The following is a 14073-nucleotide window of genomic DNA, read 5'->3' as shown; positions in this document are numbered from 1 at the left end:
CCTTCTGCTGCCATCAGTCGATGACGGGAGGCACGGCCCGTCGCTCGCCCTGCGCCCAGGTCTCCTCATCCTCAACCAGATAGTCAGGACGGGTGCCTTGCTGAGCAGTCTTGCGGTCTTGCTTGTGCTTCTGCTCTGCGGAGCCGCGTACCAGGCCAGCGCCACCGGGCGTGAAGGGACGGTCCCCAGCTGCCGAGCGCTGGGACGGACGGCCGCCGACGACTCCGCCGGATTCAGATGCGAGACGCCGGCCAGCAGCTCCACCAACACTTCGCCCGCCAGCCGTACCACCCCGCGACACCCCGCCAGCGCCTGGGCCATAAGCCATAGGGCCGCGCGCTTGGCCTTGGCCAGGCTCGGTACCAATGACCGTGCCCCGGGGCACCTGGGTAGGGGATGTCTGTCCCGTCGGGCGCGGTATCGGCCGACCACCGACAACGCCGTCGCTGGGTACACCGGGCACGGGTACGCCAACTCTGCCCGTGCCGATGGGACCTTGAGACGGGAGGCCGGGTACGTTCTCCTGCCGCGGAATTCCGGTATTGCCGGGTCCCACTCGGCCCGGCTCGAATCGACCGGGCTTTACCGGACCACGGCTAGGAACCTCACTTCGGGGAAGCGTCGGCACCGGCGGAATCGGCAGCCCATTCGGAGTTCCTGGGTGAGACGGCTGTGTCGGTCCTCCGTGCGGCAGCGTCGGGACAGACGGCGTGGCCGGAGGGTGCGTCACAGTGCTGTCGACCCGCGTGTGCGCAGGAGGCTGCTCAGTGTGCCCGGTTGGCACAGTGCTGTCCGTGCTGTTCGGCCCTGTGTCTGCATGCGACGGGTTGCGGGTGTCGGTCGACTCCGGCGTGTGAGAGGTCTGCTGAATTTCGCCGACGGACGACCGTGCATCTCCTCCCCCGGCCCCTTGTCCTGTCGCAGAGCCGTCATGTGCGGGCGCACCTGGAGCGGGTACGTACTCCACGCCTTCGACCCTTTGCGGCGGCAGTATCGACATCGGCATCGGCGGAAAGTTCGGCCGCTCCGCGTACGAGATCTGATACCCGGACATGTTGTACGACTCGGCGAGCTTCTTCATCAGCTCGGCAGCGTGCTTGTGGTCCTGCTCCAGCTTCTGCTGAGCGGCGTAGGCCTGCCCCTGAGTCGGACCGTTCAGCACCAAGGGCATGTCCTTGGACGCCTGGGGAACCTCAAGAGCCGGCTGGATCGGACCCGGGTGCTTGCTCAGGTACGAGGTCAGCGTCGCCTTGGCCTCCTTCGAGACTCTGGGCATGTTCTGTGCCTCGACAAGTGTGACCGAGGCCTGGTCCATCCACTTGCCTGCGGTCTCGCCGTAATGGGCCAGCCGAAGCACGGCGAGAGCCATGTCCGACCCCCACTTGTTGAACGCCTCGCCGCCTTCGCCGCCCCAATCGACGTGGCCCATGTCCCGCTTGAGGTCCTCACCGGCCTTCTTGATCTTCCCGGCGGCTTCCGTCAGCTTTCGTGCGGCAGCATTGACCTTGCCCGCGTCGGCATGCTCAATCATGGCCTGCAGCTGCTCATGAGGGATGGCGTGGAAGTCCTGGGTGATGAAGGCGAAGGCAAAACCAGGACGCGGGTCCTTCGGACCGCTGCCCTTCGCAGTGTCAGCCATGTCAGTCGTTCCCCCTCGCTGCTGCGATAAAGCGAATTGCCATCACATACCCACCTTGCCGCCACCGGGCTTGTCCCCGGACTGTTGCGTCTTCGGCTGGATGTAGTGCTGCGTGAGCTCGTTCTGAACTGCCCACATCTTGTCGCGCTGGTCCAAGTCCGTGCCCTCGTAGCCGTTGTGCGAGTGCTGGACCGCAAGGCTCAGTGCTTCGATCTGGTCGTTCAGCAGCTTCGAGAGCGCAGTCAGGTCCGAGTGCACGACGTTGTACGCCGAATACAGGGCACCCGCCGCATTGAAGTCTTTGCCCAGGTTCTCCGAGGCAAGTGCCGCGTCGGCAATGTGCGTCGAAGGTGCTCCGTCGCCTCCGAGGTCTTTCAGCACCTCGTCGACGTGCCCTTTGAACGTCTTGAGCGTCTCCAACCGCGCGCGTGTTTCGTCCGCAGCAGGCGCAGCCACGTCCACCCCACCCCTCAGTCAACCCCGTGAGTCCTGCAACAAGCGCACCCAGCCTACCGACTGGCCCTGACAAGCACCTCGTCGGATTACTCAACTCACATGAGTACAAGCGCGGATGGACAGGCGTCCTACGACGCCACCGCGGCAGCCGTAGACGGCCGGATCGGCAGCCGGTTCACCGGCCGCCCCGTCGCCGCCCGTACCGCCGCGGCGATGGCGGCCGGTGAAGTGACCACCGGTACCGCGCTGATGGCCTTCGCGCCGAACGGCGCGACGACGTCCCGTTCCTCCACCAGCTTGACGATGTGGATGTCCGGCGTGTCGAGGGCGGTCGGGAGGGCGTAGCCCGTCAGGTCGGGGCGGCGGACGAAGCCGCCCGAGGTGCGGAGGTTTTCCGTCAGTGCCGCGCCGAGGCCCTGGGTGAGGCCGGCCTCGATGCGGGCGTGGGCCTGGGCGGGGTTGAGGATGCGGCCGACGTCCTGGGCGGCGGCGAGTTCGACGACGCGGATGGAGCCGAGCTCGATGTCGACGTCGACGACGGCGCGGATGGCGCAGAAGGCGAGGCCGACGAAGGCGTCGCCCTGGCCGTTCTCGTCGAGGGGCTCGGTGGGGTGGGGGCGGCACTGGGCGGTGGCCCAGAGTTCCTTGCCGTCGAGGGCCTCGGCGACGGTGGTGCTGAGGACGCCGTCGTAGGAGGTGATCTTGCCGTCGGCGATGGTCAACAGCTCGGTGGACATGCCGAATTGGGCGGCCAGGGGCTGGAGGAGCTGGGTGCGGACCATGCGGGCCGCGCGTTCCACGGCGCCGCCCGAGACCCAGGTGTGGCGGCTGTGGGAGGCGGGGCCGCAGGGGGGTTGGTCGGTGTCGACGGGGGCGATGTGGACGTCCTCGATGCCGAGGATCTCCTGGACGATCTGGCGGGCGAGGGTGGAGAAGCCCTGGCCCGTTTCGACGGCGGCGCAGATGACGGTGGCTACTGAGCCGCTGACCTTGACCGTGGCCGTCGAGACCTCGTCCGCGCCCTCGGCGCCGAGCATGTGGACCATGCCGAGGCCGTAGCCGACGCCGCGCCGGACGGCGCCCGGTTCGCCGGCGCCGTCAGGGCCGCCGGGGAGGAGCCAGCCGCCCTCGGGGTCGTCCTTGGGGAGGGCCGGCAGGGGGAAGTCGCGTACGGCGGCGAGGAGTTCGGCGACCGGGGCGGGGCAGGTGACGGTCTGGCCGGTGGGGAGGATGTCGCCGGTGGCCATGACGTTGCGCATGCGCAGCTCGGCCGGGTCCAGGCCCAGCTTGGCCGCGAGCTTGTCCATCTGGCCCTCGTACGCGGCGCACACCTGGAGCGCGCCCTCGCCGCGGACATGGCCGGAGGGCGGGTTGTTGGTGCGTACGGCCCAGCCCTCGACGAAGGCGTGCGGGACGACGTACGGGCCGCAGGCGAACGCGACGGCTGCGGCCAGGGCGTCGGAGGAGGAGTCGGCGTACGCGCCCGCGTCCATGAGGATCTGGGCCTCCACCTTGACCAGCCTGCCCTCCGCGTCCGCGTGATGGCGGTAGCGCAGCAGGGTCGGGTGGCGGTGGGCGTGACTGAGGAAGGATTCCTCGCGGGTGGCGGCCAGTTTGACCGGGTGGCCGGTACGCAAGGCGAGGAGGCCGAGCGGGAGTTGGACGCCCGAGTCCTCGCGGTCGCCCATGGCGCCGGGCACACCGGTGACGACGATCTTCACGCGCTCGGGTTCCAGGGCGAAGCTGGCGGCGGCGAGGGCGCGGTCGGCGTGCGGGTCGGTGGAGGCGGTGTAGATCTCGACGCCGCCGTCGGGGCGGGGGACGGCGAGTCCGGCCTCGGCGCCGATGGGGGCGGGGTCCTGGCGGCCGATGCGGTAGAGGCCCTCGACCACGACCTCGCCGGTGACCTCGGGGTCGCCGAAGCGCAGCGGGATGTGGCGGATGAGGTTGCCGTCGGGGTGCAACGGTTCGGCGGCGAAGGCCTGTTCGGGGTCGGTGACGGGTTCCAGGACCTCGTACTCGACGGCGATGGCCGCGGCGGCCAGCCGTGCCGTGTCGGGGTGGTCGGCGGCGACGGCGGCGATCGGCTCGCCGTGGTGGCGGACGATCTCGGACGCGAAGACGGGCCGGTCGGCGACGCGGCGGCCGTGGGCGGTGGCGCCCGGTACGTCCGCGTGCGTGACGACGGCGTGGACGCCCGGCATGGCGGCGGCCGCACGGGTGTCGATCGAGACGATACGGGCGTGGGGGTGCGGGGACCGCAGGACGGCCGCCCACAGCAGGCCCTCGGCCCACAGGTCGGCCGCGTACGGGAACGTGCCCTGGGCCTTGGCCTCCGCGTCGACGGCGGGGAGGGAGACACCGAGGCCGTGCGGGGGCGGGGGCTCGGCGGCCACGGGGGTGCCGACGAGGGAGGAGGGCACACTGCTGACGCCGCCGTCGGCGCCTCCCTGTCCGCCCATCCCGGCATTTCCGCCCATTCCCGTCATGCCGTTGCCTTTCCGCCGCCGCTGCCGCCGTGGTGCGGGCCCGCCTGGTGCGGGATGCGTGCCGTTTCCGTCCCGGGCTGCTGGGCCGCCTCGTCGTGTGCGGCGGCGGCCTCCGCGCGCTCGACGCGCTCCTGGACGACCTGACGGACCGCCGACAGGGCGCCGCGGTAGCCGGAACAGCGGCAGAGGTTGCCGCAGAGCGCCTGCCGGGTCTCGAGCTCGGTCGGGGTGTGGTTGCCCTCGAGGAGATCGTGCACGGTCATGGCCATGCCGGGCACACAGAATCCGCACTGGACGGCGCCGCACTCGGCGAGTGCCCGCTGGACGTCCGAGGGCTGTCCGTCGACGGCCAGGCCCTCGACCGTGCGCACCTCGCAGCCGGCGGTGGTCGCGGCCGGTACGAGGCAGGAGGCGACGAGCCGTCCGTCGACCTGGACGGAGCAGGCACCGCATTCGCCCTGCGAGCAGCCGTCCTTGGCGCCCGCGAGGCCGAGGCGCTCGCGCAGCACGTAGAGCAGGGACTCGCCGATCCACGCGTCGGTGACGGGCCGGTCGGTGCCGTTGACGCGCAGGACGTACGAGGCGCAGGGGTGCTCGGTGTGCGGGGGGAGTTCGTCGTCCTGTCCGGGTTCGCCGTCCTCGGCCGCGCCGACTGCGCCGGCTTCGTCCTCGGCAGGTGTTTCGGGCTCCGACTCCTCCGCCGGCGCGGCGGGTTCCGGTGCGGCGGGTTCCGGTGCGGCGGGTTCCGGTGCGGCGGGTTCCGGCGCGGGCTCGTCGGTGACGGGCGTCCAGGTGTCGGCCTGCTTGTCGCCCGTACCGGTGACGCCGATGACGCCGGTGACGTCCGCGGCGGGCTGCGCGGAGAGCACGTACTCCCCGGACTCGTCGGGCGTGTCGTCCTGCGCGGCCGGGACGGTCCACTGACCCGCCGGAGCGGGCGGGGACTGGGACGGGGCGGGACGGTGCCAGGCGCCGGTTCCGGTGTCCCCGGCCGAGGGCGCGGGCCACTCGGCGGTCGCCTGCGGGTCGTCGGCGGGGGCGGCGTGGCCGCGCAGGGCGTACTCACCGGACTCGTCGACCGGGTCGTCACCGGCGGCCGGGACGTTCCACTGGCCGGTCGAGCCCGTGTCCGCGGCGGCGGGGAAGGACCACTGCGCGGTGGCGTGCGGGTCGGCGCCGCCGTCGGGGGCGTGGCCGTGCGCCGGGTCGTAGGTGTCGGCCGGTACGGCGGCCCACTCCGCGGTGGCGCCGGTCGTGTACGCGGCCGCGGGCCAGTCGTCGACCGGAGGCGGGACGGGTGCGGCGGGCCCGGCGGGATGGTGGGCCGACTGGTGCTGATGGGGCGTCGGGTGCTGCGGCTGGTGCCAGGAGGCGGGCGCGGGCGGGGTGTAGCCCGTGCCGGGTGCCGCCAGCGGGGCCCAGCTGCCGCTGTTGCCGGGCCGGTCGAGCAGCTCGGGCGGGAGCTGCACGAACGCCGTGCCCTCCGAGTCGAGCTCCGCGCCACGCGGAATCGGCTGCCAGGCGCCCGGTCCGGTTGCCTGCGCCTGTCGCTTCTGATCGTCACTCACGCGAGTGCCCTCCCCAGTGCTCGGCGGGCCAGAGTGGCCACCGTACGCCGAAGATGCAGAACGGCCGGCGGCAGGGTACCCTCCCCCGTCGCCTGAACGGCATGGGCGGTGCCCCCGCCGCCGTCCTCCTGGACAGGCGCGGGGTCGGGAATGCAGGAGGCGGCGACGTAATCGCCGAACGCGCTGCACGCCTCGGGGGCGAGCGTGCGTTCGCCGTCCCAGTCGATGAGCGAGGCGACCCAGTGCTCGGCCTCGTACGGGCGCAGCGGCATGGGCGCGACCGCGCCGACGGCGCAGCGCACCATGCGCCGGGCCGGGTCGAGGACGACGGCCGCGGAGGCGGTGGCCCGGCCGGGGCCGGTGCGGCCGGTGGCCTTGAGGAAGGTCTGCGGGGCGTGCAGCAGGGGCACGCGTACGAAGCCGATGAGTTCGCCGGGGGCCAGCATCTCGATGCCGGCGAGCAGCCGGCCGACCGGGATCTCGCGGCGGGCGCCGCCGGGGCCGGCGATGACGAGGGAGGCCTCGAGGGCGGCGAGCACGGGCAGGGCGTCGCCCGAGGGCGCGGCGGAGACGATGTTGCCGCCGAGGGTGCCGGCGTTGCGGATCTGCGGCGGTCCCGCGACGCGGGCGGCGGCGGCGAGGGCCGGGATGAGGGCGGCGAAGTCGGGCCGTCCCATGCGGGCGTGGGTGAGTCCGGCGCCGAGGATGGCGTGCCCGTCCTGGTACTGCCAGCCGCGGATCTCGCTGATGCGGCCGAGGCCGACTAGCGCGGCGGGGCGCAGCAGGCCGGAGTTGACGGCGGCCATCAGATCGGTGCCGCCCGCGACCGGCACGGCAGCGGGCATGGCGGCCAGTGCCGCCACGGCCTCGTCGAGCGAGCCCGGCAACGTCACGGTGTGCGCCGCCTGCGGTGCGTGCGTGGTCAACCCAGCTGCCCCTTCCCCGGTGATCCCGGCCGTTCCCGCCGTACGGTACGTGCTGACGGCCTGGACGTGGCAACTCTGGCACATCTTCCGCCTCCGCCGTCGCGAGGGTCCGCGAACCGCCGGTCGCCGGCCGGCTTCGGACCCCGGCCGGACGGCGGCCCGGGATCCGGTGCCTTCTCCGCTGTGGGGCGTATTGCCATCGTTGGGGATTCCTTGTACGACTTACGGCGGTGTGTGGAGGTCCACCGTGCCAGGGGTGCGGCGCATGGGCCGTCACCTTCCGGCGTGCCTCACACGATCGGGGGCGGCCCCTCGATCGGGCGTCCGAGGATGCCCGGACGGCGCTGCCAGGGGCGGGGGCCGGAGGGCGGGCGGTAGTCCACGCCCAGGGCGTCGAGACGGGCGTAATGAGCGGTCATCCGGCGTTCGAACGCCGTCCAGTCGCGTTCGGCGGGGGCGGGCAGGACGGACCAGACGGTCTCGGCGAAGGCGGCGAGGCGCGGGAACGCCTGGTAGTCGACGCGCTGTTGGTTCTCCATGACCTCGGTCCAGAGATTGGCCTGGGCGCCGAGGACGTGCCGGGCCTCCTCGCCCGTGAGGCCGGACGGTACGGGCTCGAAGCGGTAGACGTCCTCGAGGGTGCGGACGCGGCCGATCGGGACGGGCTCGTCGTCGCCGGGCGCCTGCCGGTGGTCGAGGTAAACGTGTTGTTCCGGGCACATGATGACGTCGTGTCCGGCCCGTGCGGCGGCGATGCCGCCCGCGTAGCCGCGCCAGGAGGAGACGGCGGCGCCCTCCGCCAGGCCGCCCTCGAGGATCTCGTCCCAGCCGACGAGCCTGCGCCCGCGCCCGGTGAGCCAGCGGTCGAAGTGGCGGATGAACCAGCTCTGCAGCTCGTCCTCGTCGGCCAGTTGCCCGGCCGCCATCCGGGCCTGTGCGGTGGGGGACGCCTTCCACTGCTCCTTGGGGCACTCGTCGCCGCCGATGTGGACGAACGGCGAGGGGAAGAGTTCGAGGACCTCGGTGAGCACGTTCTCGTAGAAGGCAAGCGTGTTGTCAGTGGGGGCGAGTACGTTCGGGTTGATGCCCCAGGTGTCCCAGACCGTGAGGGAGGCGGTGTCGATGACGTCCGTGTTGCCCAGTTCGGGGTATGCGGCGATGGCGGCCTGCGAGTGGCCGGGCAGGTCGATCTCGGGCACGACGGTGATGTGCCGTTCCGCGGCGTATGCCACGATCTCGCGAATATCGTCCTTCGTGTAGTAACCACCGTGCGGGCGCTCGTCCCAGAGGGGCGATGCCCGGTGCCCGAGCTTCGTCCGCGCACGCCATGCGCCGACCTCGGTCAGCCTCGGACAGCGCTCGATCTCGATGCGCCAGCCCTGGTCGTCGGTGAGGTGCAGGTGCAGCACGTTGAGCTTGTGCGCGGCGAGCAGGTCGAGGTAGCGCAGCACACCGTCCTTGGGCATGAAGTGCCGGGCCACGTCGAGGAGTACGCCGCGCCAGGCGAAGCGGGGGCCGTCCTCGATGGTCTGCGCGGGCACGGCGGGCAGGTCGCCGGGGCGCAGGCACGCCCTGCGGAAGGCGTCGGGGCCGAGGAGTTGACGCAGTGTCTGGGCGCCCCAGAAGACACCGGCCGGGCTGCCGCCCGTGATCCGTACGCCGGCCGGGTCCGAGACGCTCAGCCTGTAGCCCTCGGGCTCCAGGGAGTTGTCGAGGCACAGCGCGATCGCGTTGTCCGTGCCGTCGGCGGCGGGCGGGAGCGGCAGCCCAAGTGCCGTGCCGACAGTGCCCCGCAGCCACCTGCCCGTGCCCTCGGTGCCGGGGGCCGTCACCAGTGCGGTGCGCTCGCCGGGGCGGAACGCGCCGGACGAGGGGCCATCGTGCGAGGGGCCGTCGATGCTGCGGGGCGCGGGGATCACCGGGATGCCTCCAGAACGTGGAACGGGGTGCCGTGGGCGAGGGGCGTGACCGATACGAGTGTCAGCCCCGCGCGGGCGAACAGGTCGGTGAAGTCGGCCCTGGTGCGTTCCCGGCCGCCCAGGTTCACCAGCATGTTGAGGTCGCTCAGGTACGTCAGGCCCGCGTCCCAGTCGTCCGCCACAGCGGGGAGCACCGGCTCGACGACCAGCACCCGGCCGTCCGGAGGCAGCGCGGCGCGGCAATGGCCGAGGATGACGGCGCATTTGTCGTCGTTCCAGTCGTGCAGGACGCTCTTGAGCAGATAGGCGTCGGCCCCCGCGGGCACGGAGGCGAAGAAGTCGCCGGTGACGAGCTCACAGCGCCCGGCGAGCCCCGACCGCTCGAGGGCGGCACCGGCCTGGGCGAGCCCCTCGGCGGTGTCGAAGACGATGCCGCGCAGCTCCGGGTACGCCCGGAGCACGGCGAAGAGCAGCGTGCCGTCGCCTCCGCCGACGTCGGCGACGGTGCCGAAGCGGCCGAAGTCGACGGCGGCGGGCAGGAGTTCGGCGGCGGCGCTACTGCCCTGGCTCATCGCGCGGTTGAACCGCTCCGACAGCGCGGGGTTGTTGTTGATGTAGGTGAAGAAGTCGGTGCCGAAGGTCTTGCCGAAGGAGTCCTCGCCGGTGCGGATGCTGTTGTCCAGGTGCTCCCAGCTGCGCAGCATCGACGGGTCGGTGAGCGTCCCGGCCATGGCGGCCAGCGAGCCGGGGTGTCCGGTCGTCAGTACCGAGCCGGTCGCCGTCGCGGCGAACTCGCCGGACGCGGTCTCGGTGAGCAGGCCCAGCCCGGTCAGCGCGCGCAGCAACCGGAGGGTGGCCTGCGGGTGCGTGCCGCACTCCGCCGCGAGCTCGTCCGCGCGGCGCTCCCCGTCCCCGATCCGGTCCAGCATCCCCAACCGGACGGCGGATGCGAGCACTTGGGCGGCCATCGATCCGAACAGCAACTGGATGACGCGGGCGCGGTCTTCGTTCTCGGTCATGCCGTACAGCCCTCCCCGATGCGAAAGTTAGGCAAGCCTAAGTTCGTGTTCGGGTGGGATGCAAGGGCCGGGGAGGGCCGGAACGCGAACGGCTCCCCGGGCGCGGGCAGTGCGCCGGGAAGCCGTTCGTCACGGGGAAGCGGGCCGGGAGGGGCTACTTCTTGTTCTTGTCGCCACCCTTGTCGTCTCCGCCGGCGCTCATGCCGTCGAAGATCTCCTTGCACATCGGACAGACCGGGTACTTCTTGGGGTCGCGCCCCGGCACCCAGACCTTGCCGCACAGGGCGACCACCGGGGAACCGGAGAGCGCGCTCTCCATGATCTTGTCCTTCTGGACGTAATGGGCATAGCGCTCGTGGTCGCCGTCGCCGTGCGACACCTGCGGCGTCGGCTCTACGAGGGTGCCGGTCCCTGCCCCGCGCTCGGGCTCAAGAGTGCTCATGGTCCCCAAGGGTACTGGGGACGGACCGTGACCCGTCAGTTGAGACTCGGGTCGTCGGGGTAGGTGGCGACCATCGCCAGTTCGTTGCGCTGGCGGCGCAGAACGGCCCGCCACAGCCGGGAGGGATCCGGGGAGGAGACGTCGCCGGGCTCGGACTCGACCACGTACCACGCGCCCTCGACGAGCTCCTCCTCCAGCTGGCCCGGCCCCCAGCCGGCATAGCCGGCGAAGATCCGCAGCGAGCCGACGGCGGCGCCGATCAGCTCGGGCGGGGCCTCCAGGTCCACGAGCCCGATCGCGCCGTGCACCCGGCGCCAACCGATGGGGTCCGCTCTGACGGGACGCGCCCTGTCACCCGGGGCGCGGTCGCCGTCCGGCGCGGCATCCTCCTCGGGCGCCTCGCCCGGCACCACCGCGACGCCGAGGGCCGAGTCCAGGGAGACGGGGCCGCCCTGGAAGACGACGCCCGGTTCCCCGGCCAGCGCGGCCCAGGACTCGAGGACGTCGCCGACACCGACCGGCGTGGGACGGTTGAGGACGACGCCGAGCGAGCCGTCCTCGTCGTGGTCGAGCAGCAGCACCACCGCGCGGTCGAAGTTCGGGTCGGCCAGCGCCGGTGTCGCGACGAGCAGCCGCCCTGTGAGCGATGACACCTCGGTCATGGCGACATGATCCCCCATTTCCGGGCCGAGCGGGGAGCGGAAGTGAAGGTATCGGGCAGGAGCGGGCGGGGCGTACGGAAGCAGCTGTCCCGCACATAACCGGTAGCGACCACTCCGATAGCGGAGCGTGTTGTGACAAACCCATGACGTACCGGAAGCCCCCTTGTGGCGGCCCGGGGGGCCTCCGGTCGCATTACCCTTTCTTCTTGCCCCCGGCCCAACTCCAGGAACGCGAGATCCATGACCGGCCCTGACGATGTCCTGCTTGTCCACGGCGGTACCCCGCTCGAGGGCGAGATCCGTGTCCGCGGTGCGAAGAACCTTGTGCCGAAGGCCATGGTCGCCGCGCTGCTCGGCAGCGGTCCCAGCCGGCTGCGCAATGTGCCCGACATCCGGGACGTCCGCGTCGTACGCGGCCTGCTGCAGCTGCACGGTGTCACGGTGCGCCCCGGTGACGAGCCCGGTGAGCTGGTTCTCGACCCCTCGCACGTGGAGAGCGCCAACGTCGCCGACATCGACGCGCACGCCGGCTCCTCGCGCATCCCGATCCTCTTCTGCGGCCCGCTGCTGCACCGGCTGGGCCACGCCTTCATCCCGGGCCTGGGCGGCTGTGACATCGGCGGCCGTCCGATCGACTTCCACTTCGAGGTGCTGCGCCAGTTCGGCGCGACCATCGAGAAGCGGGCGGACGGCCAGTACCTGGAGGCCCCGCAGCGGCTGCGCGGCACCAAGATCCAGCTGCCGTACCCGTCGGTCGGCGCGACCGAGCAGGTGCTGCTGACGGCCGTCCTGGCCGAGGGCGTCACCGTGCTGTCCAACGCGGCCGTGGAGCCGGAGATCGAGGACCTCATCTGCGTGCTGCAGAAGATGGGCGCCATCATCTCCATGGACACCGACCGCACGATCCGCATCACCGGTGTGGACTCGCTCGGCGGCTACAACCACCGTGCGCTGCCCGACCGCCTGGAGTCCGCCTCCTGGGCGAGCGCGGCGCTCGCGACCAAGGGCAACATCTACGTCCGCGGCGCCAGCCAGCGCGAGATGATGACCTTCCTCAACACCTACCGCAAGGTCGGCGGCGCCTTCGAGATCGACGACGAGGGCATCCGCTTCTGGCACCCGGGCGGCGAGCTCAACGCCATAGCGCTGGAGACGGACGTCCACCCGGGCTTCCAGACGGACTGGCAGCAGCCGCTCGTCGTCGCCCTGACGCAGGCGTCGGGCCTGTCCATCGTCCACGAGACGGTCTACGAGTCGCGGCTCGGCTTCACCTCCGCGCTGAACCAGATGGGTGCGCACATCCAGCTGTACCGCGAGTGCCTGGGCGGGTCCGCGTGCCGCTTCGGACAGCGGAACTTCCTGCACTCGGCGGTCGTCTCCGGGCCCACGAAGCTGCAGGGCGCGGATCTGGTCATCCCGGACCTGCGGGGCGGGTTCTCCTACCTGATCGCGGCGCTGGCGGCGGACGGGACGTCCCGGGTGCACGGCATCGACCTGATCAACCGGGGTTACGAGAACTTCATGCAGAAGCTGAAGGATCTGGGCGCGAACGTGGAGCTGCCGGGCGAGGCGTCTGCGGTCTGACGTTTCGTCGCGTCGCGTCTGTCCGTCCGTGGGGGCGGGGTTGGGGTGTTGGTGCCCCGGTCCCGCCCTTTCGCCGTTTCCTGGGGCTGCGCCCCAGACCCCGCTGTCGCGGCTCCGCCGCTCGTCCTCAATCGCCGGACGGGCTTGATAGTGCCGGGCCGGGCGCGAAAATCCAGCCCGTCCGGCGCTTGAGGACAACCGCGCACAGCGCGGTTTCGGGGCCTGGGGCGCAGCCCCAGAGGAAACGGTGAAAGGGCGGGGCAGGGGCAAGCATCCACCGGCGCCCCGACACGGCCCCTGACAGGCCGTAGGAACGGCGAAGGGCGGCCCCCCGTCCCGGGGAGGCCGCCCTTATGCGCTGGAGGCTTACTTGCCCTTCGCGGCTTCCTTGAGCTTGGAGCCCGCGGAGACCTTCACGCTGTAACCGGCAGCGATCTGGATCGGCTCACCCGTCTGCGGGTTGCGGGCGGTGCGAGCGGCACGGTGGGTGCGCTCGAAGGTCAGGAAGCCGGGGATGGTCACCTTCTCGTCGCCCTTGGCGACGATCTCGCCGACGGTCTCGGCGAAGGCGGCCAGAACGGCGTCGGCGTCCTTGCGGGTCACCTCGGCGCGGTCGGCCAGAGCGGCCACCAGCTCACTGCGGTTCATGTTGTACTCCCGTGTTCTTCTTGCCAATGAGGCGTGAGATCGAAGCCGATGCTGCCAGGGCCCTCGGACAGTCCCCGGACCCGGGTCCGTTGCCGGACCCTCGCGCCCGGTTACGCATCCTGCCCCCACCAGTGGCGGGAAAGCCAATCCGGCACCCTGGAGAGTCACACGGAAAGCGCCACAGCCTCGGATACGGCCGCGTTTTGCGGCCCGATTTCTGCCCGACACCTTATGGGGGGCGCCGGAGCCCCGCGCCACGCGACGCGCCGTGATCAGACGGTCGTGGTGCCCGTCACAGCCGCTCCGGCGGCCTTCGCGGCCTCCCGGACGGCTCCGGCGACCGCACCCGCCACCTTGTCGTTGAAGACGCTGGGGATGATGTAGTTCGCGTTGAGCTCGTCGTCGGTGACCACGTCGGCGAGGGCGCTGGCCGCGGCCAGCATCATCTCGGTGTTCACCGTACGGGACTGGGCGTCCAGCAGGCCGCGGAAGACGCCCGGGAAGACCAGCACGTTGTTGATCTGGTTGGGGAAGTCCGAACGCCCCGTGGCCACCACCGCGGCCGTCTGACGGGCGATCGCCGGGTCCACCTCCGGGTCCGGGTTGGCCAGCGCGAAGACGATCGCACCGTCGGCCATCGCGGCCACGTCCTCGGCGCCCAGCACGTTCGGGGCCGAGACGCCGATGAAGACGTCCGCGCCGCGCACGGCCTCCTTCAGCG

Annotated in this window: 12 protein-coding genes; 1 reads left to right on the top strand and 11 read right to left on the bottom strand. The window is 71.6% G+C overall.

Translation table 11 applies throughout. The features are described 5' to 3' along the window. Positions 1–13: 13 nt before the first annotated feature. The 9 genes from ACV530_RS28650 to ACV530_RS28610 all read right to left on the bottom strand — a co-directional run bounded on the left by ACV530_RS28650 (position 14) and on the right by ACV530_RS28610 (position 11120). Complete coding sequence (locus tag ACV530_RS28650; protein WP_494335539.1) at positions 14–1639, bottom strand: WXG100 family type VII secretion target; 1626 nt, start codon at positions 1637–1639, stop codon at positions 14–16. 42 nt (positions 1640–1681) lie between these two features. Further along, on the bottom strand, positions 1682–2095 hold the full coding sequence (locus ACV530_RS28645; protein ID WP_494335538.1) for a DUF2563 family protein: 414 nt from the start codon (positions 2093–2095) through the stop codon (positions 1682–1684). A gap of 128 nt (positions 2096–2223) precedes the next feature. Further along, positions 2224–4575 (bottom strand): xanthine dehydrogenase family protein molybdopterin-binding subunit, encoded by a 2352-nt coding sequence (locus ACV530_RS28640; RefSeq protein ID WP_494335602.1) that lies wholly within the window; start codon positions 4573–4575, stop codon positions 2224–2226. 5 nt (positions 4576–4580) lie between these two features. Further along, the gene (locus ACV530_RS28635) at positions 4581–6152 is read right to left on the bottom strand and encodes a (2Fe-2S)-binding protein (protein ID WP_494335537.1); all 1572 of its coding nucleotides are present in this window, start codon (positions 6150–6152) and stop codon (positions 4581–4583) included. Further along, on the bottom strand, positions 6149–7078 hold the full coding sequence (locus tag ACV530_RS28630; RefSeq protein WP_494335536.1) for an FAD binding domain-containing protein: 930 nt from the start codon (positions 7076–7078) through the stop codon (positions 6149–6151). Before ACV530_RS28630 ends, ACV530_RS28635 begins: the two co-directional genes overlap by 4 nt. A gap of 290 nt (positions 7079–7368) precedes the next feature. Further along, on the bottom strand, positions 7369–8997 hold the full coding sequence (locus ACV530_RS28625) for a beta-N-acetylhexosaminidase (RefSeq protein WP_494335535.1): 1629 nt from the start codon (positions 8995–8997) through the stop codon (positions 7369–7371). Beyond that, positions 8994–10016, bottom strand: coding sequence for a methyltransferase (locus ACV530_RS28620; protein ID WP_494335534.1), 1023 nt, complete (start codon positions 10014–10016; stop codon positions 8994–8996). The genes ACV530_RS28625 and ACV530_RS28620 overlap by 4 nt, the downstream gene beginning before the upstream one ends. 154 nt (positions 10017–10170) lie before the next feature. Continuing rightward, positions 10171–10458, bottom strand: a complete 288-nt coding sequence (locus ACV530_RS28615) for a DUF3039 domain-containing protein (protein WP_494335533.1) — start codon at positions 10456–10458, stop codon at positions 10171–10173. A gap of 35 nt (positions 10459–10493) precedes the next feature. Continuing rightward, positions 10494–11120: a YqgE/AlgH family protein gene (locus ACV530_RS28610; RefSeq protein ID WP_494335532.1), complete on the bottom strand. Its 627-nt coding sequence runs from the start codon at positions 11118–11120 to the stop codon at positions 10494–10496. A gap of 240 nt (positions 11121–11360) precedes the next feature. On the opposite strand from ACV530_RS28610, the gene murA reads away from it, so the two are divergent. Further along, positions 11361–12704, top strand: a complete 1344-nt coding sequence (gene murA, locus ACV530_RS28605) for a UDP-N-acetylglucosamine 1-carboxyvinyltransferase (RefSeq protein ID WP_494335531.1) — start codon at positions 11361–11363, stop codon at positions 12702–12704. Between the two features lie 366 nt (positions 12705–13070). On the opposite strand, the gene ACV530_RS28600 is transcribed toward murA, so the two are convergent. Together ACV530_RS28600 and ACV530_RS28595 are read right to left on the bottom strand one after the other, a co-directional pair. Beyond that, the gene (locus ACV530_RS28600) at positions 13071–13352 is read right to left on the bottom strand and encodes an HU family DNA-binding protein (RefSeq protein ID WP_018542329.1); all 282 of its coding nucleotides are present in this window, start codon (positions 13350–13352) and stop codon (positions 13071–13073) included. 272 nt (positions 13353–13624) lie between these two features. After that, positions 13625–14073 (bottom strand): malic enzyme-like NAD(P)-binding protein (locus tag ACV530_RS28595; RefSeq protein ID WP_494335530.1); only part of this gene is annotated, 449 nt, incomplete at its 5' end.

It is taken from the genome of Streptomyces sp. SX-6 (assembly GCF_059089585.1).
Note: the sequence above shows the minus strand (reverse complement) of the source record. Positions and strands in the feature narration are given on the sequence as shown.